The sequence below is a fragment of the Rhizobium acaciae genome (assembly GCF_025941625.1).
Classification (GTDB): domain Bacteria; phylum Pseudomonadota; class Alphaproteobacteria; order Rhizobiales; family Rhizobiaceae; genus Rhizobium; species Rhizobium acaciae.
Genome location: NZ_JAPCZO010000042.1, coordinates 1 through 17462, shown reverse-complemented (window position 1 = coordinate 17462; position 17462 = coordinate 1). Strand labels below are relative to the sequence as shown.

Annotated in this window: 16 protein-coding genes and 1 pseudogene; 7 read left to right on the top strand and 10 right to left on the bottom strand. The window is 56.6% G+C overall.

The window, feature by feature from the left end; genetic code table 11:
- Positions 1-38: 38 nt before the first annotated feature.
- On the bottom strand, positions 39-1037 hold the full coding sequence (locus OLZ32_RS37145; protein WP_017961842.1) for an ABC transporter permease: 999 nt from the start codon (positions 1035-1037) through the stop codon (positions 39-41).
- Between the two features lie 40 nt (positions 1038-1077).
- On the bottom strand, positions 1078-1818 hold the full coding sequence (locus OLZ32_RS37140; RefSeq protein WP_012758785.1) for an ATP-binding cassette domain-containing protein: 741 nt from the start codon (positions 1816-1818) through the stop codon (positions 1078-1080).
- A 260-nt stretch (positions 1819-2078) separates the two neighbouring features.
- Between OLZ32_RS37140 and OLZ32_RS37135 the strand changes: the two genes are divergently transcribed.
- The 3 genes from OLZ32_RS37135 (at position 2079) to OLZ32_RS37125 (ending at position 5071) form a co-directional block, all read left to right on the top strand.
- On the top strand, positions 2079-3059 hold the full coding sequence (locus tag OLZ32_RS37135) for an NAD-dependent epimerase/dehydratase family protein (protein ID WP_264425372.1): 981 nt from the start codon (positions 2079-2081) through the stop codon (positions 3057-3059).
- 48 nt (positions 3060-3107) lie between these two features.
- Complete coding sequence (locus OLZ32_RS37130) at positions 3108-4094, top strand: substrate-binding domain-containing protein (protein WP_003542530.1); 987 nt, start codon at positions 3108-3110, stop codon at positions 4092-4094.
- A 194-nt stretch (positions 4095-4288) separates the two neighbouring features.
- Positions 4289-5071 carry a FadR/GntR family transcriptional regulator gene (locus OLZ32_RS37125; RefSeq protein WP_011653277.1) on the top strand — a complete coding sequence of 261 codons (783 nt, stop codon included), beginning with the start codon at positions 4289-4291 and terminating at the stop codon, positions 5069-5071.
- Positions 5072-5289: 218 nt separating this feature from the next.
- Here the strand turns inward: OLZ32_RS37125 and OLZ32_RS37120 are convergent, their stop codons facing one another.
- The 6 genes and pseudogenes from OLZ32_RS37120 to OLZ32_RS37095 form a co-directional block, all read right to left on the bottom strand.
- Positions 5290-6090 (bottom strand): SDR family NAD(P)-dependent oxidoreductase, encoded by an 801-nt coding sequence (locus OLZ32_RS37120; protein WP_003542527.1) that lies wholly within the window; start codon positions 6088-6090, stop codon positions 5290-5292.
- Entirely contained in the window at positions 6087-6872 is a 786-nt protein-coding gene (locus OLZ32_RS37115) for a hypothetical protein (protein WP_003542525.1), read from the bottom strand. The genes OLZ32_RS37120 and OLZ32_RS37115 overlap by 4 nt, the downstream gene beginning before the upstream one ends.
- A 10-nt stretch (positions 6873-6882) precedes the next feature.
- Positions 6883-7476 carry a protein-S-isoprenylcysteine O-methyltransferase gene (locus tag OLZ32_RS37110; protein ID WP_003542522.1) on the bottom strand — a complete coding sequence of 198 codons (594 nt, stop codon included), beginning with the start codon at positions 7474-7476 and terminating at the stop codon, positions 6883-6885.
- A 73-nt stretch (positions 7477-7549) separates the two neighbouring features.
- Positions 7550-8134, bottom strand: a complete 585-nt coding sequence (locus tag OLZ32_RS37105; protein ID WP_028743236.1) for a hypothetical protein — start codon at positions 8132-8134, stop codon at positions 7550-7552.
- A gap of 162 nt (positions 8135-8296) precedes the next feature.
- Positions 8297-8416 (bottom strand): hypothetical protein, encoded by a 120-nt coding sequence (locus OLZ32_RS37100; RefSeq protein WP_026159997.1) that lies wholly within the window; start codon positions 8414-8416, stop codon positions 8297-8299.
- A 166-nt stretch (positions 8417-8582) separates the two neighbouring features.
- Positions 8583-9205, bottom strand: a pseudogene (locus OLZ32_RS37095) (L,D-transpeptidase).
- Between the two features lie 175 nt (positions 9206-9380).
- On the opposite strand from OLZ32_RS37095, the gene OLZ32_RS37090 reads away from it, so the two are divergent.
- Positions 9381-10136 (top strand): SDR family NAD(P)-dependent oxidoreductase, encoded by a 756-nt coding sequence (locus tag OLZ32_RS37090; RefSeq protein WP_264399486.1) that lies wholly within the window; start codon positions 9381-9383, stop codon positions 10134-10136.
- Between the two features lie 599 nt (positions 10137-10735).
- On the opposite strand, the gene OLZ32_RS37085 is transcribed toward OLZ32_RS37090, so the two are convergent.
- Positions 10736-13054 carry a membrane-bound PQQ-dependent dehydrogenase, glucose/quinate/shikimate family gene (locus OLZ32_RS37085; RefSeq protein WP_264425368.1) on the bottom strand — a complete coding sequence of 773 codons (2319 nt, stop codon included), beginning with the start codon at positions 13052-13054 and terminating at the stop codon, positions 10736-10738.
- Between the two features lie 141 nt (positions 13055-13195).
- Between OLZ32_RS37085 and OLZ32_RS37080 the strand changes: the two genes are divergently transcribed.
- Together OLZ32_RS37080 and OLZ32_RS37075 are read left to right on the top strand one after the other, a co-directional pair.
- The gene (locus OLZ32_RS37080; protein ID WP_264399500.1) at positions 13196-14416 is read left to right on the top strand and encodes an acyltransferase family protein; all 1221 of its coding nucleotides are present in this window, start codon (positions 13196-13198) and stop codon (positions 14414-14416) included.
- A 592-nt stretch (positions 14417-15008) separates the two neighbouring features.
- Positions 15009-15305 carry a hypothetical protein gene (locus tag OLZ32_RS37075; protein WP_264399484.1) on the top strand — a complete coding sequence of 99 codons (297 nt, stop codon included), beginning with the start codon at positions 15009-15011 and terminating at the stop codon, positions 15303-15305.
- 112 nt (positions 15306-15417) lie between these two features.
- Here the strand turns inward: OLZ32_RS37075 and OLZ32_RS37070 are convergent, their stop codons facing one another.
- Entirely contained in the window at positions 15418-16074 is a 657-nt protein-coding gene (locus tag OLZ32_RS37070; RefSeq protein WP_264399483.1) for a sugar transferase, read from the bottom strand.
- A gap of 453 nt (positions 16075-16527) precedes the next feature.
- Here OLZ32_RS37070 and OLZ32_RS37065 point away from each other — a divergent pair, with 453 nt between their 5' ends.
- Entirely contained in the window at positions 16528-17277 is a 750-nt protein-coding gene (locus tag OLZ32_RS37065; RefSeq protein ID WP_003542505.1) for a Crp/Fnr family transcriptional regulator, read from the top strand.
- Positions 17278-17462 lie beyond the last annotated feature (185 nt).

Here is a 17462-nt window from a genome sequence, read left to right as displayed (position 1 = left end):
GGCGCGAGCCGCAGAAATCTCTGAAGAGCGGGGTTCGTCTACTCGCCCTGTCGCAAGTTGCGAAGCCGGTCGAAAAGGACGGCGAGCACGATTGCGCCACCGATAAAGCAGCCCTGCCAGAACGCGTTGATGCCGAGCAGGCCAAGACTGTTGCGGATGATTTCGATGAGTGCGGCGCCGACCAAGGCTCCAAAGGCGGTGCCAACGCCGCCGGCCAGATTGGCGCCGCCGATAACCGCGGCGGCAATGACCTGAAGTTCCATTCCGGCGCCGATATTTGTGGTGACGGCGCCGAGCCAGCCGGTTTGAATGATGCCGGCAACCCCCGCCGAGAGGGCAGAAATCATATAGACGATGACCTTGATCCTTGGCACGGGAACGCCCGTCAGTGTCGCGGCGTGCTCATTGCCGCCGATCGCAAAGACATAGCGGCCGAACTTGGTCCAGCGCAGCACAAAACCGGTAATGAGTGCCAGCACCACCATATAAAGCACTGGATTGGCGATGCCAAAAACCCAGGCGCCGCCACCCAGCGCCAGTAGCTTGTCGTGATCAGGTCCGAACTCAAAAACCACAGTGTTGTTTGATGCAACCATCGCAAGGCTGCGCGCAATCGACAACATGCCGAGTGTGACGACGAAAGGCGGGAAGCCGAGATAGGCAATCAAGACGCCGTTGAAAGCGCCGACCAGAAGAGCCGTACCGATCGAGGCGGCGATGCCGACTTCAATACTGTAGCCCGCGTGCATGACGACCGCCAGCACCATGCTGCACAGGCAAAGTACGGAGCCAACGGACAAATCGATGCCGCCGGTGATTATGACCAGCGTCATGCCCAGCGCGATAATGGCGACGAAGGTGACGTTGCGGGTGATGTTGTAGATGTTCTTCGCCGTCGCAAAGGAGTCCGTTGCCATCGACAGAAAAATGCAGGCTAGAATGACTGCAATCAGCACCCAGAATGTCTGGCCGCTCATGATCGTTGCAAGCCAGCTCCGTTGCTTCTGTCCTATCGTTTGGTCAAGTGTAATCGCCATCGTCGACCTTCTTCCTTCCTGTTGCAGCGGATAGCATCGATCACACCTGTTCGATGGCGCCGGTAATCAGTCCCGTCACTTCCTCCGGCGAACTTGCCGCAATCTGCTTGTCGGCTACTTTTCTGCCTCGCCGCATCACGATCACACGGTCGGCGACCGAAAAGACGTCGGGCATGCGGTGGCTGATCAGGACAACGACAATGCCCCGGTCCCGCAATTGGCGGATCAGGTTGAGAACCTCAGCGACCTGGCGCACGGAAATGGCTGCGGTCGGCTCGTCCATCAATACGATTTTCGCTTCCGACAGCATCGTGCGGCCGATCGCGACCGCTTGGCGCTGGCCACCTGACATTTGCTTGACGAGATCGCGCGCCCGCGTCTCGGATTTGAGCTCGCGAAATATCTCGCCGGCGCGCTTGTACATGGCCTTGTGGTCGAGGATGCGAAGAGGCCATACGCCGCGGCGCAATTCCCGACCGAGGAACACGTTCGCTGCCGCCGTCAGATTGTTGCAGAGCGCCAAGTCCTGGTGAACGATCTCAATGCCATGCTGGCGTGCTTCCTTCGGCCGATGAAGCACGAGATCAGCGCCATCGAGGCGCATGGTTCCATGGCTCGGTCGAAAGTTGCCGGCGATCATCTTCACCAAAGTGGACTTGCCAGCGCCGTTATCGCCCATGAGGCCGACAACCTGCCCGGCTTCGAGCGAAAACGAAACATCGTTGACTGCCTGGATGGCACCGAAATGTTTGGAAATATTGCTGAGCTCAAGAACCGCCACCAGCCTCCTCGCCTCCCAAAACCTGCGGGCCTATCCATCGCACCGAACCCTGCTTGTCTTGAAGGCAAGGCTCCGGCGAGTTCACTTTTCCAGTATCCTCCCAGGAAAAGCGATTGGGAGCATTTACGCAAAACCCTGCGACAGCGTCAACTCATTGTCCCGGCCATTGACCTTATTGTCGCAAAAATCTGTTTTGTCAGACAAATATCATTTGACGAGAGTGGCGCCCGGATATTAGCTATCAATGGGGGAGAAAGAGCATGCTGATCCTTGTGACCGGTGCGACGGGCAAGGTCGGGCGGCGCTTCATTGCTGGGCTGCTTGACGATCCGAGATTTTCCAAAGCCCGTATTCGTGCGCTTTGTCATAATCGTTTGTACGAGGCGACCGACCGTGTCGACGTCATCCGCGGCTCGATCGCCGATCGCGATGTCGTGGCAAAGGCGCTGGATGACGTTACCCATGTCGTGCATCTCGCCACATGCAAGGAAACGCCTGAAGACATCATGGACGTCACGGTCAAAGGTCTCTTTTGGCTGCTCGAGGAGTTCCGTCAGAACGTCACGGCACGCCAGTTCATCCTGATCGGCGGCGATGCGGGTGTGGGGCATTTCCACTATCGCCACAATGGCCCGATCACCGAGAGCGCCCCCCATTGCGCTTATCCGGGAAGCTATGCGCTCTCCAAGGTTCTGGAAGAGGTCATGCTGGAGCAGTTTGGCATTCAGTACGGCCTCAATGGCTGTTGTCTGCGCGCGCCCTGGATCATGGAAAAGGACGATTTTAAGTATTCGCTGTCTTTTGGAGACGACGTCTTTGGCGGTCCGGACTGGAAGACGCTCGTTCCGGAAGAAGCGGCACGGCGCTATGCGGCGATGGGTACGGTGCCGCTGCTCTTGGATGCCGACGGACGTGCACTGAAGCGCAATTTCGTCCATGTCGACGACCTTGTATCGGCAATATTGGCAGCGATCGACAACCCGCGGGCGGAGCGGCAGCTCTTCAATATCTGCATGGATCGACCAGTCGACTATGCTGAAGTCGCCGCCTATCTCCTGCGCACGCGCAATCTCGGCTCTGTCGACATACCGAGCCGCTTCCATTCCAATTGGATGGACAACAGCAAGGCGAAATACCTGCTGGATTGGCAGCCAAATTACAATCTCGAAATGCTTATCGACTCGGCCTGGCAATACGAGCGTTCAAAGGAGGAGCCTCGCATCGTCTGGTATCCGGGTTGATTTCGTGTGGCGGGCACGCGGTGTCCGTCTGTTTCAAGGGAGGAAACTATGAGGAAGGCATTACTACTTACAGCCGCAGTTTTAGCACTGACCGCCGGGCAAGCCTTGGCCAAAAAGCAACTCGTCATCGTCGTCAAAGGCCTCGACAATCCGTTCTTCGAAGCAATCAATCAAGGTTGCCAGAAATGGAACAAGGAGAACCCCACGGCGGAATACGAATGCTTCTACACCGGTCCGGCATCGACATCCGATGAAGCCGGCGAAGCGCAGATCGTTCAGGATATGTTGGGCAAGGCAGACACGGCTGCAATCGCAATCTCGCCGTCAAATGCAAAGCTTATCGCCCAGACCCTGAAGACCGCCAATCCGACGGTTCCGGTGATGACGCTCGATGCCGATCTTGCCGCCGAGGATGCAGCGTTGCGCAAGACCTATCTCGGCACCGACAACTATCTGATGGGCGCACGCATCGGCGAATACATCAAGAAGGGCAAGCCGAAGGGCGGCAAGATCTGCACGATCGAAGGCAATCCGGGAGCGGACAATATTCTACGCCGCGCACAAGGAATGCGCGACACGCTTACTGGCCAGAAAGGCTTGACCGAGCTGAAAGGCGAGGGTGGCTGGACCGAGGTCGCCGGTTGCCCGGTGTTCACCAATGACGATGGTGCCAAGGGCGTTCAGGCAATGACCGATATCCTCGCGGCCAATCCCGACTTGGACGCATTCGGCATTATGGGTGGCTGGCCATTGTTCGGTGCACCGCAACCCTATCGCGACCTGTTCAAGCCGATGGCCGACAAGATCGCCAGCAACGATTTCGTCATTGGTGCCGCCGACACGATCGGCGACGAGGTCGCCATTGCGAAGGAAGGACTGGTCACGGCGCTCGTCGGCCAACGACCGTTCGAGATGGGCTACAAGGCACCGTCGGTGATGATGGATCTGATTGCCGGCAAGCCGGTTGAAGATCCGGTCTTCACCGGTCTCGATGAGTGCACGAAGGATACAGTCGACACCTGCATCCAAAAGTAGGTTCACGGTTTGGCGCACCCGGTTCAAGGGTGCGCCGACTGTCCTTACGAGACGGATCGAGAGATCCGCTGGGCTTGACGCGCCCTGAATTCCGCGCTTTGTGCCGGCGTCAATCGCAGGCGACTTCCTCGTTATTACGATTGTTTTGATCATACGTGCAGACAGTCGAAAGAATGCTGAGGCAGTAGAAATAAATGCCTGACAAAAAATCGGGAAAGCCAACGGCTGCGGTCGAGGTGGTGATGGTTGACCGCACGGCCACCACAAGGCGCCCAAATTCTCCCCGCATGACTGGGGCGAGTGTTCATGTGTCTTTGGCAGGCGAGATCGGTCTGCGAATCGTGCGCGGCGACTATCCGCCGGGCACGATCCTGCCGAATGAGGCAAAATGGTCGGAAGTCTTTGACGTCAGCCGATCGGCGGTGCGCGAAGCGATCAAGATGTTGATGGCCAAGGGCTTGCTTTCTTCCCGCCCGAAAATCGGCAGCTGGGTCGAACCCAGGGAGCGCTGGAACCTTCTGGATCGAGATGTCTTGGGCTGGTATGCGGCATCTCCTGATCGCGAATCCTTTCTGAGGGCGGTGCAAGAACTCAGGCATATGATCGAGCCGGAAGCGACTGCACTTGCAGCGGAGCGCCGAACTGAGGAGCAGATGACCGCGATCAGTCAGGCCCTGCATGACATGGATCAGGCGACATCGCTCCAACAGCGGACAGAATCCGATACGCGATTTCACATCGCGATCTTGCGCGCCTCCGGAAATGATCTGCTGGTGCCGCTCGGCGTCTTGATCGAATCGGCGCTGAACCACCTCTTCGCCCATGTGACGCGGGAGGAAGACAATTTGCGATATGCGCTGAAACTTCATGAAAATATTGAGAAAAGCATCCGATTGCAGCGACCGAACATGGCGCGCAACGCAGTCCGCAAGGTGCTGGCAAATACCGACGAAATCATAGCCCGGTGGTCACGATAGACGTTTGCATCCTGTCCGGTTGGCGCGTTGCCAGGCCCGCGTGGTACCTTCGCCGACTCCGGATGTGACGCAAAGCGGATCCGCGCTTCGGAGGTCGCCTATAAATATTGAGATTACAGGCCTCCGTAGTTTCAGTCCGCCGCGCTCGGTATCGGCTTGCACCACGCCGGAGACCGGCTATGGCAACATATCTCAAGGTTATACCCTGAACCGCAAGGTTATGGATCTTTGCTTCTGCGCTGCAGGCGACCGATCAGGGGGAGGATAGCTGCGGTCGGCAAGAATGCGACAAGGGTGAGCAACTTGGCTGAAAAGCCAGGAACAACGCGGCGACGGCCCGAGTTGAAACCGCTCCAAGCCCGCTCAGCCACATATTCAGCGTCCAGCTTGGGCAATATCTTGAAGAGAGCCGCCCGGTTCGCGCCAGCCTTTTCGAGGAATTCGGTAGACACCGGTCCGGGCGCGACACATGTCACCGTAACGCCAAAGCGGCGCACTTCCTGATGGAGCGCGTCCGAAAAAGAGTGCACGAAACCCTTGCTTGCGTAGTACAACGCCATATATGGCCCGGGAAACAAACCCGCTATGGAACCGAGATTGATCACGCCGCCACGTCCGCGCGCAAGCATTCCGGGCAGGAAGCGAAGGGTCAAGTCCGTCAGGGCGCGTATATTGAGATCGACGATCCCAAGCTGATCGTTGAGGGGGAGTAGTGTCGCTGCGCCTCGCAGGCCATACCCGGCACTGTTGACCAGCACGCCGCAGACCAAATCATTGGCGGTTAGAAAAGCCTCAAGACGCTCGGATGCGTCGGCTGCAAGCAGATCCAGTTCCAGCGTGAGGGCTTCACCGCCGGCCTGCTGTACCTCGGCCGCCGCAGCGGTGAGGCCTCCAGGCGAGCGCGCGATGAGCACGACGACGTTGCGGTCGCGTGCGGCAACCTTTGCGATTGCTCGTCCAATGCCGCGGGAACCGCCAACCACGACGACAGCCGAACGGAACTCGTTGTGCGGGGTCACTTCGATGGTCCTACCGACGTCATGATGGTCGCGGCTCCCCTCTGGACGAGGCTTTTTACTTCGTCGGTGACCTCGCCGTTCAAGATCCTTTCGAATCGTTCCAATGCCCGTGCCACGTTCGCTCCATCCATAACCCTATGGTCGTAGTGAATGCGGACAGTAACCGATCCATCCTCGCCGATCGGGCCGTAGTTGAAAAGTGTGGTCAACGGACTGAGAGGGTTGAGAGACTCCGCTCCGAGACCCGAATAGACAGACAGTTGGAAGGTGCCGAAATAGCGCGCTCGCTTCCGTCCTATATTGAGTCCGAGCCACATGAGCAGCCACCTCACAGGGGCAGGTGCGCGAGCAAGCTCCAGAGAGCGCCGAAACTCCTTGATCTCCAGAACCGGAAGTGACCTCGCTGAACGGATCAGCGTCCCCAGCTCGGTGATTGAGCGTTGCTCGGGACCTTTGATGGTGCTCAGCAGAACGACCCGTTCTCCGTCATGCTCGCGCTCATGGGCAATGGAGGCGACACTGGCTGGATATTCATAGAGCTGTGGCCACGGAAGCTTGATGTAAGCGCGCCGCAATTCGGGGATCTCTTGAGAGAGCAGAGCGTATCCCTTTAAAAAAAGCACTGTCCAGGACGGGCGGCTATCCGGTCCGTCTCTGGCATCCAGGAGCGGCCGAAGGTTCATTTGCCGCTGAACCGTCACACGTGGCACCCCGATCGAGAATCTCATCAGATCTCCGACAAGGCGTCGCGATGCCGAAAGCTTGATCGTTCGGCCTCTCATCTTTCCACCTCTAGTAAAGATAAGGGATGATGCGCTTGGTCTTCGCCATATACGCGCGGTACCGTGGGCCGAAAACTTCCAGCATCATACGCTCTTCCTTGTTCACCCTTAGGAAGAATAGAACGGCGAAGCCGATCAGGCCCGCCATGCCCGCCACCCAGTTCGGCAGCAGAAACGCTTGTGAAAGCCCCATCAGAAGGAACGACGTGTACATCGGGTGGCGGACTAGGGAATACGGGCCAGCGCATATCAATTCGTGCTGCTGGCGGATCTCCAGCGTAATAGACCAGTTTCGTCCTAATTCCTTGTGGGTCCTTCGAAAAACCCACATTGCAGCCCAGAAGAGTATTCCCCCGATCAGGATGACCCATAAACGGGGTATATAGTCGGCCGCTTCAGGGATGCCGGTCGCAACGTAAAATCCTGGCACGATCGCAAGCCCGCCGAGAGCTGCAGCCAGGCCGAGCACCTCCGAGCCGCTACGGCGGTTACTGACGACCGGTACTCGCTTTGCGCGCCGCTCAAACGGGTATCGAATGATGCACCATGCAACAATTCCAAGAACCCAGACGATCTCGCCGACGGCGGCTGCTGTTAAGTTCAAATCAAGTCACCAGAACCTTTCTATGATCTGCCTTTTCCGCGATCGCCAACGCATGATTTGGATGCCCGCGCAATCAACCTGTATTCATCTCCCGGAGAGTTGCAATAAATTGTTGTGGCCTTAGCCAAATGCCGGGCGCCTTATAACCCATGTGCCGGGCAATATCCGCCACAAAGGCGTTGCAATTGTAAACCGTTGCCTCCCAGAGACGAGATTTTGCCTGCAGTTTGCGTATATATGCAACTGTGTCGTTATATTCACCATCAGTCAGCATCACACGCCAGCTTGCCGACCTGTACTGCTCTTCCAGGTCGCCATCCGTTGCTCCGGTCGAGGCTGGAACTGGTATGAAGTGGCCTATTACATATTGGGCGGCATCGGGAGAAGCTGGGGCAAGTCCTGCGACTTGGGGATTGATCATATTTCCGTTCTTATCCGCTCGCCCAAAAACGACGTAGGTGTGTCCGTAGGTTAGAGCATAACGTGAGCGAAATTCGATGAAATACCGATTCGATTTGTTTTCAGCCGCATTGGTTGGAGCTACGCCTCTGCCATTGGACGTATAATGCGGTAAAGGTCTTTTGTCGTCTGTCTGGCATGACGATGCCACGAACGCCAACATAACAATTAGCGACACACCGCCTCTTCCAAGCGCCATCACCAAGCTCCATATGCAGGCCCTGACGAATGCGAGCCCGAAGTTAGCATATAAAATACCGCACCATGCACTTGTGGGTTGGAAAGGGAGCACAAGCTTGCCGGTTATGCCGCAAAAATAGGAAGGGTCTGTGGACCCTTCCTCAGAGTCGATCGCGATATGCTACTTGTAGACTGCTTCCGCCGGCGGTGGGGCCTTCCCCTTGCCTTTGCCAATCGACCCACAGGCACTCAGATTGGCCACCGCAAACATTGCAACGATCACGACTAGTATTCTGGTCATCATGAAGTCCTCTCCTCATCATGGGATAGCTTTTCGAAGGCTACACCTAAAGTTTAGCGACAATCAGCACCCTGAATAGGGCGGTTATGATGCAACATGCAACGAATCTACATTAGCAGATACATACTGACATGACCAACCCTCCGATTTCAAATGGTAAACGCCGTCAGATGACCACGACGCGTGTACCTACACGAGCTCGAGCATAGAGTTCGATGATGTTTGCGTTCGTCAGGCGAATACACCCATTCGAAACGGCACGGCCTATCGACCAGGGAGCATTCGTTCCATGCAACCGGAACAAGGTATCTTGTCCGTTTTGGTAGAGATAGAGGGCCGCTGCACCAAGGGGTTGAGTGGCCCTCCCGGAATCCCATCGGCATATTGCGCCAGCCGGGGCTTGCGCTGAATCATATCGTTGGTGGGCTTCCACGAAGGCCACTCTGCCTTTCGGCCAATGGTGGCCTCGCCTTTGAAACTCAACCCTGCCTCTCCGACGGCGACGCCATAGCGAGTCGCCAGTCCCTCCGCCTCCACGAAGTAGAGGTAACGGTTCGCCGTATCGACGACGATAGTGCCGGGCGGCTCACTCCCCGTATACGCGACCTCCCGTCGTCGATAGCGGGGATCGGCATCCGGATCCCTCGCGAATCGGTAGCCCAGTGGCGGCCCATCGCCCGAAGTACATCCAGGAAGCATTAGGGCCAGGCTCCCCAGGACGAGCCCCCGGCGTGTAATATGCTGTTTGTCCATTTCCACCTGCCAAGTAACTCCGTCGATCCCGTTCATTCCAAATTAGATTGCGACATCTTTTGATAAACACACTCAACTCTGTGGAAGATGAGTTCCCAACACTGGCAACATCAGAAGCTGCGCAATACCATGCGCTTCTATTTATCCGTGAAACCCCTTGCATCAACAATCGCGTCGATCGAATATTAGCATATCAACAGGGACGGAGACGATGAAGCTTTGCCTGGAAGGAAAAATCGCGATCGTTACGGGTGGGGGCTCCGGTATTGGTGCCGCCGTTTCCCGTCAACTCGCTGACGAGGGTGCGGAGGTTGTTGTCGCCGATATCAATGCTGACGCAGCACACGCGATTGCCGCCGCAATCAGATCAGAGGGAGGCCGCGCCCGTGAATTTGTCGTCGATGTCGGTGACACTGAAAGTGTGCAGAGACTTGTCGATTTTACCGTCGAGGCGTGTGGCGGTTTGGATCTGGCGGTCAATAATGCGGGAATCGATGGGATGCGCGCAGCGGTCGCGGACTATCCGCTCGACAATTGGCACAAGGTGATGAACGTCAATCTGAACGGCGTTTTCTATTGCATGAAGTCCGAAATTGGTGCGATGTTGAAATTAGGCGGCGGTGCAATTGTCAATATGTCTTCCACTCTCGGGACCGTTGGACTACCCACCGCGGCGGCATACACAGCAGCCAAGCACGGGGTTGTTGGACTGACGAAAGTCGCTGCGATGGAGTATGCGAGGCTGGGTATCCGCATAAATGCTGTCGGTCCCGGCTGGATCGAAACGCCACTTTTGTCAGAGCATCTTGAGGCGGCGAGTACGCGACGCATGGCATCGCTTCAACCAATGGGCAGGCGTGGACAACCGGAAGAGGTCGCGACTCTTGTGTGTTTCCTCCTGTCCGGGCAGGCCAGCTTCATCACTGGGATGCACTATTTGGTGGACGGGGCCTATACCGCTCACTGAGGAAAGGACTTGAGAAGATGCGACGATGTCCAACCTGTCTCTATTTTGCCTGATGGTGTGGCTGACCGGGATAGCCCGTGTTTCACACGACATCGCGGTGTGGGGCCACGTGGGGGGTCTCACGAACAGCAAGACCGGACATCACGGCCATCGCCGCTAACGGGACGAGATGAAGGCGTGGCGCATCTACTGGTCTCCGAATACGCCGTTCATCTCCGCCTCCGTCGGCAGGTGCAGAGTACGAGCCGCCAGGAGCAACTTCCACCAGTCTCGCCGCTGCCTTCGGAAGCCGCGATCATCCAGTAGCGGGAGAAGAGCGAGTGGTCACAGGGCGCGAAAGGATAGGCGAAGTAATTGCCGTGCATTCCGCTGGTGGCTTCAGGGACTACAAACCTCTGCGCAAATCGGGCCAAGCCAACCAAGGTTCTCCTGGATGACCAACGAGAGCCCTCTGACAAGGGGGTGTGTGCCGGACCGCAGCTGAGGTTGGAAATAGCGCGCAGCAACCGAATCGAAGTCTTACATCAAGCGGAATACCCAGGATACGCGCTGCTTTCGCGAGCCTTCGATCCAAGCCGTTCCATCACGCAGATCCCTCGCTAATCTAGGCTCTTCAAAGAGAAGGCGAGGACGTAGTCGCCGATATCCTTCGAATAGGGTGCGCCGCCAACTGATATCAGGACATATTGCTTACCTGTTTTTGGCGAGACATAGGTCATGGGCGTCGCGCTCGAACCGACCGGCAGGGGATATTTCCAGAGTTCTGTACCGTTCTCGGCATCATAGGCGCGGATATAATAGTCCTGGAAGCCAGCGAAGAAGACGACGCCGCCGGCGGTCGCGGAAGTACCGGCATAGCTCGGCAGGCCCATCGGCATAGGCAGCTTGGTTTTGATCTTGAACGGCCCGAGTTCTTCGGCTGTGCCGGCCGGAACCTGCCACGCGATCTTGCGCGTCTTCAGATCCACTGCAGTGACGGTGCCGAAGGGCGGTTGGGTGCAGGGAACGCGGAGCCTCGATGTCCACATCTCGGTAGCCATGGCGTAAGGCGTACCGCGCTGCGGGGCGGAGGGGCCGTGCGCGGTCGTGGTGAGGGCAAAGTCGACATACTCCTCGCGTGGGATGAGTGCGAAGAGACTGGGGACGCGGATATCGTTCATGAAGACCCTGCTATTGGGCAGATCGACCGATACGCTTCCCCAGTTGAGACCACCCAGATTTCCCGGCTGCTGGATCGCATATTGCGTGCCGATCGGGGTGAAATCGCCGTCATAGCGCATCCTGCGGAAGGCGATGCGGCATGCCAGTTGATCGAACATCGTCAGGCCCCAGGCCGTCTGCTCCGTCACGCGCTCCGCACCGATTGTCGGCATGCCGACGGAGTAGGGCTGCGTCGGGGAGAGTTTCTCTTCCGGCACGCCGCCTTGCTGCGGCACCGGCTTCTCCTGAACTTCGGCAAGCGGTGTGCCGGTTCGGCGGTCGAGGAGAAAAAGCTGGCCGCGTTTGGTGGTCTGCAGCAGAGCAGGCACAGTGACGCCATTGCCGTCAGGCAGGTCGATCAGGACCGGTTGGGCCGGCAGATCATAGTCCCAGATGTCGTGATGCACGGTCTGGAATTTCCATTTCTCCCGACCCGTCGTCACATCGAGTGCCACCAATGTCGCATTGTATTGATCGGCGAAGGCAGGGCGATTGACGCCGTAATAATCCGGCGTGGTATTGCCGAGCGGTGCATAGATAAGGCCAAGCTTGTCGTCGAATGCGGCCGTCGTCCACATGTTGGGCGTGGCCCGCGTATAAGTCTGGCCCTCCGGTGGGAGTTTGGTGATCTCCGGGTTGCCGAGATCCCATGCCCATTCGAGATCGCCGGTGACGACGTTGAATGCACGGATGACGCCAGAGGGTTCGCCGACCTCCTGATTGTCCGTGACCCAGCCTCCGACGACGATCAGGTTGCGGGCAATCAGCGGCGCCGATGTCTGGAAATAATAGCCCGTCTTGACTTCGCCCATGCCCTGGGAAAGCTGCACGGTGCCATTGTCTCCGAAGTCCTTGCAGGGCGCGCCGGTCTTGCTGTCGATCGCCAGGAGACGGGCATCGATCGTCGTCTGCACCAGGCGCTCATTGCAAAGACCATCGGCGGACTGGGCTTCCATCGGCATCTTGTAGTATCCGAGGCCGCGGCAGCGTTGCCAATAAGGCGCCGTCGCCTTGGGATCGAAAGTCCAGCGGGGTTTGCCGGTATCTGCATCGAGCGCTGCGATCACATCTGTCGGCGTGCAGGTGTAGATCGTATCGCCGATCTGCAGAGGCGTGTTCTGATCGGCGCCATCGCCTTTTCCGGTGCGATATGTCCAGGCGAGATCGAGCTTGGAAACATTGCCGCGGTTGATCTGATCGAATCGGGAATAACGATCTCCTGCCGTGGTGCGGCCGTAGGATGTCCAATCGGAGGCAGAGTTGTCGCCCTTGGCGGTTTTATAGGCGGTGATGTCGGCGGAGGGGCGGATGACCCCATGCGGAGCGAAACTAAGACCGAAACCCGCGACAAAGATGAGAGCGGTCACCACGGCGCCGCCATAAAAGAGCTTCCGGTTGGCGGCCGGGGAAAGCGATGGTGCAAAGAGAAGAGCAAAACCCGCCAGCGCGATGGGGGACATCAAGCGGGCAAACAGCGCCCAGAAATTGAGACCCGACTCCCATAGCGCCCAGGGAAGGGTGAAAACGGCGACAAGCAGGACGATGAGTGCGCCTGGCGTCTTCCGGCGCCACAGCAGAAGCGCGGCAACCAGATAGGCCAGCCCGACGATCGCGTAATAGGGCGAGCCGCCGAGGCGCAGCAGCCAGGCGCCGCCTCCGATCAGCGCCAATCCGATAAGGGCGAGAACAATACAAAACAGGGTGGCCAGAAATTTCATAGTCTCCTCATCCAATCCGCCGCCCGATCATCTGGATTCCAACTCCGACCGTCGCATGGCCCTCGGGAAGCACAGGGCCATGGGTTGATGGTCAGAGACGCGTCTTCGGAGAGGGCTGCTCTCTCGTTCAATTTTTACCTGATGTACCTGTGGTCACTGACACGCAGCCCCGACCCGGCAATGATGCCACCGCCGCTCTGCGGCAACGGCTTGCCATTCCAAATCGAGTCAATACTTCTGAAAGGGGCACAGATGGTTCTCGGCGAAAAGCTTGATCTAGCGAACGGGCGACCGACAGGATTCGACTATATGCGATTACTGTTAGCCTTTTCAGTGCTTTGGATACACACGGCCCGTGTCACCTATGGCGACGACCTGTTTCTTTGGGAGTCGCCATTCCGTCCTTTTATCAAATCAGTGCTGCCCATGTTCTTTGTCCTGAGCGGGTTCCTGGTGGCTGGCAGTCTTGAACGATCGAAGACATTGATCTCCTTTCTCGGCAATCGATTTATCCGGATCTACCCCGCTCTCGCGGTAGAGGTATTGTTGGCTGCCTTTATACTCGGAGCGATCTACACTGAGTATGACCTGCGTGACTATTTCACCGATCCTCAGTTCTTTACATATCTGATGAATGTCACAGGGCACATTCACTTCAATCTCCCCGGGGTATTCCTGGATAATCCTGACGCCGCAATGGTGAACGGGCAGCTCTGGACGGTGCCCTTCGAGCTTGAGTGCTATGCCGCGATCGCCGTTCTCTTCCTGCTCGGCGTGGTCAGGCGGCGGGTGATTGCCCTCATCGCCACGCCGGCGTTGATCATTGCCTTCGGTATTGCAAGATATTGGAAACACGAAAGCGATTGGGCAACCATGCCGACGACCGCGTCGGGCAATCTGCTCATTTGTGCTTTTCTTGTGGGGGTGACCTTCTATCTCTACAGGGACAAGGTTCTGTGGGATATCCGAATTTTCCTCGCCTCTGTGGCAATGATATTGTGGGCCTACTGGTTCACCTCCTTTGGGGACTTCATTGCCATTCCGGCCATGGGATATGTCACGGTCTTCCTTGGTCTTACCTCGCCCCGCAAGCTCGGCGTCCTGCGTGGGGCCGACTACTCCTACGGCGTCTTCCTCTATGGCTATCCGATCCAACAGGCGTTCGTAGCGCTTGGCCCCTGGGCGCATAACTGGTGGTTGAACGGCATCGTCTGCAGCATTGTTGCCGCTTGCTTTGCCGCCTTCTCGTGGAGATTTATCGAAAAGCCGGCGTTGAAATTGAGGAAACAAGTCACCTGGCTGGAAAACCTCAGTCTCCAACGCGGTGTAAAACGGCAACTGGCCGGCGCGGTGTCGAAATAGGTTTGTCGATGTCGGCCTCGAGGCTGGCAATTCCATCGCAGGTGCTCAACCGGCAAGGACATCAGCAGGGCTCGCCATAGCGCGGCCCTGTTTCGTTGTTGCCTGACCGATCACCTCAGATAAATATCCGGGTCCATCGTAGGGGCCGAGTTTTCCGTAGGCTGCTGCGCAACCTTGATGCGGTCGATGTCACGCTTGCCGGAGGAGCATAGGCCTGTTCGTTGCCGGCGCATATGCGCTCGAGCGTAAGCCTATGGCCAAATTCATCTTTTCAGGAACAAACAAATGAACGTTCAGTTCGGCGAGAGAACGCCGCAGCTGCATTGCCCGCTCCTGTATAAGCCTCCAATACCTAAATCCTTCTGGCCGCAATATCCAAGGATTTCTTGGGTCTAGCCGGTAGAGCAGCCCCGGCGGATGAATAGTCGAATATTCTCCGACGTTGTTCCGTCGAGTTGCTGGGCCGCCATTAGCAATATTTTAACCGTAGTAGGTAAAATACTTTGATCGGACTTCGTTGCGACTTTGGGTTTTGTCATGTCATCGAGGGCTGACGGTGGCTTGAAGGAGGTGTGAAGAGAGGATCAGAATAATGCTGAAGAGCACGCTCGTCGTGGTTGCCGTCTCTATCGCCGCCGGAGCGACCATTCGCGCCTCGGCCTTTGCAATCTTTGCATTTCTGGTGGTCACGGCCCTGGGCGGCGTGATCATGCTGAAAGGTTCCTCCTTGACGGAGGCGGTCGTTTCTTGCGTCGAAGTGCTTGTATTGATGGAGATATGTTATCTGGTGGGTCTATTCGCCTTCTCCTTGTGGCATATTCAAAAGCGCCGGAAAAAGAACTCCATTGCTGAGCGCTCCCATCTCACAGGCAAGCGTCCTCATGGGTAATGACATGGCCGAGGCGGCAGGATGCTCGGTTGTGTTATGTCAGGTGTAAAGCGCGTCGCGACCTTTTAGATTCGCTTGCCACGCCGTGGTCTCTGGTTTTGCGCGACATGCTTTAGGAATCGACTTTGGGCAGCAGTGCGTGCCGGGAAAGCAGCGCCGAGAGCGTTTTTGCCATGATCACGAAATCCAGCGTGAGCGTCCATTTGGACAAGTATTCGACGTCGAGGGAAATTCCGTTCCGATAGCTGACATCGTTGTGCCCGCTGGTTTGCCAATGGCCGGTCAGGCCGGGACGGACGGCCATGTAGGCATAGGCATGTTCACCGTAACGTGGCAACTCTTCCTTGGTAATGGCGCGAGGCCCGACGAGGCTCATTTGACCCAACAACACGTTGATCAATTGCGGAAGCTTGTCGAGGCTCGATCGCCTCAAAACATCGCCGACGACCGTGACCTGCGCGTCGGTCGTTGCGTCGGATCCTGTCGTCCGAAACTTGAGGCAACCAAACTCTTTTCCCTTATAACCGATCTTGCGCTGAGAATTGAAAACAGGGCCCCAATCACTTAGCGAGACGATGACTGCCGCCGACAGAAGGAGCGGCGACAGAAAGAATAAGAAACTTGTCGCAACGACGATGTCCAATGCGCGCTTCAGAATTCTACTGATCAGACGGGGTCGTGACGAATTGAATGGACGCCTTTCCTGTCGAGCCCTGGCGAAATCCCGCCACGGTCCGGTTGGGTTGATGCCCTGATTTTTTCCCGCCACCCGCGTCTCCGTTAGATGAATTCCAGAAATTACGGCCAAAGCTTTGTTTCAACGCAAGTTTGATGTCTGTGACCGAGGTCATAGTCATGAATAAATTCTTTATAATCCAAAGAAATTCTTGCGAATATTAAAAATATTACCTTTGCTTTTGAATATATAGCGCGAATGTTATTTAGTTTTAGTTTAAAATTCGGTGTTATTATTATACTTGTTGGATGTATTCTGTGGATAAGCAATTGTCACAAATTGTATAAAAATCGTCATGCAGCCTCAAAGACTTGTCTACGATAGAATTCAATATGAATTTTATGATATATAAACATGAGGATTATTCATAATGGTGTATAGTTTGAACACGAAGTTTTTATTTTATTATTGTTTGACTTTCTAAGTTAACCTACTACGAATGTCGCTCCAGATAATAAGTTATTTAGTCTGCGTGGAGTTGTGCGTATGGACGGGGCGATCAGCACCAGAGACAACAGGACTAGAGGAAACGCAGCGCGAACAAGCGAAGCGGTTACTTTCGGGTCTGCAGCTATTGTTTACGACGGCCGGGCGGATTTGGATCACGAGTTCCCGTTTTGCCGCTCGAGTATTCGAAAGTTTCGCCGCGGTGAGATTATTGCCGGCGCCGGCGTCGTCCTCGACATGTTCGCCCGCGTACAGCGCGGAATGGTGAGCGCAAGCACCCCGCTTGCCGATGGACGAGAGTTCATCGTGGAAATCGTTCCGAAAGGCGGCTTGATCGGCGAATTGGAGGTGCTCCGCAAGCAGTCTCTCAGCCTGGAATATCGGGCCTCGTCGGATTGCGAACTGCATTACTTCGACGGTCGGTTGCTGCGGGACCTGTGTGCGAACGATCCGCAATTTCAGGTGAAGATCCTGTCGAAGGCGCTGGCACGTGTTTCCGAACTCGAACTGCGGATCATTTCCAATGCCGGATCGAGTCTAAGACAGAGACTGGCCCGGACACTGCTGCGTCTTTCTGCCCTCTACAGGATGGATGCGCAAAATAGCGGCGACGAGCTGATCATCTCCCAGCATGAGCTGGCGGCGACACTGCCGGCGTCGCGTGAAAAGGTCAACCAGTGCCTGCGGCGCTTGCGCGAGAGCAAAGTGGTCGACGGGACACAGGGCAAAATCCGCATTCTCAATCGGAAGGCGCTGGAGGCTTATGCCGAGGGGGCGGGTCTCGCCTGAGGCGCGCCGCGATAAAACACGGAACGGCTGAAAGCCTCGACAGAACCCGCCGCCGGCGGGTTTTGTGTTTGATGACAGTGCGAGTTGATCGTTAGACGAAGCAGGCGGACAGATCGGGTTGGCGTGTTAGCGCTTGTCTTCATGCACGTTGTCCCAAAATCGCTGCGCATTTTGGCGCGGCATAC

What these genes read in the sequence shown, in the direction of transcription:
- OLZ32_RS37115 (WP_003542525.1), bottom strand. Translation starts at nt 6,872, where the DNA reads ATGAGAGGCCGAACGATCAAGCTTTCGGCATCGCGACGCCTTGTCGGA.
- OLZ32_RS37080 (WP_264399500.1), top strand. Translation starts at nt 13,196, where the DNA reads ATGTACCTGTGGTCACTGACACGCAGCCCCGACCCGGCAATGATGCCA.
- OLZ32_RS37075 (WP_264399484.1), top strand. Translation starts at nt 15,009, where the DNA reads ATGCTGAAGAGCACGCTCGTCGTGGTTGCCGTCTCTATCGCCGCCGGA.
- OLZ32_RS37130 (WP_003542530.1), top strand. Translation starts at nt 3,108, where the DNA reads ATGAGGAAGGCATTACTACTTACAGCCGCAGTTTTAGCACTGACCGCC.
- OLZ32_RS37125 (WP_011653277.1), top strand. Translation starts at nt 4,289, where the DNA reads ATGCCTGACAAAAAATCGGGAAAGCCAACGGCTGCGGTCGAGGTGGTG.
- OLZ32_RS37085 (WP_264425368.1), bottom strand. Translation starts at nt 13,054, where the DNA reads ATGAAATTTCTGGCCACCCTGTTTTGTATTGTTCTCGCCCTTATCGGA.
- OLZ32_RS37135 (WP_264425372.1), top strand. Translation starts at nt 2,079, where the DNA reads ATGCTGATCCTTGTGACCGGTGCGACGGGCAAGGTCGGGCGGCGCTTC.
- OLZ32_RS37090 (WP_264399486.1), top strand. Translation starts at nt 9,381, where the DNA reads ATGAAGCTTTGCCTGGAAGGAAAAATCGCGATCGTTACGGGTGGGGGC.
- OLZ32_RS37100 (WP_026159997.1), bottom strand. Translation starts at nt 8,416, where the DNA reads ATGACCAGAATACTAGTCGTGATCGTTGCAATGTTTGCGGTGGCCAAT.
- OLZ32_RS37105 (WP_028743236.1), bottom strand. Translation starts at nt 8,134, where the DNA reads ATGGCGCTTGGAAGAGGCGGTGTGTCGCTAATTGTTATGTTGGCGTTC.
- OLZ32_RS37065 (WP_003542505.1), top strand. Translation starts at nt 16,528, where the DNA reads ATGGACGGGGCGATCAGCACCAGAGACAACAGGACTAGAGGAAACGCA.
- OLZ32_RS37145 (WP_017961842.1), bottom strand. Translation starts at nt 1,037, where the DNA reads ATGGCGATTACACTTGACCAAACGATAGGACAGAAGCAACGGAGCTGG.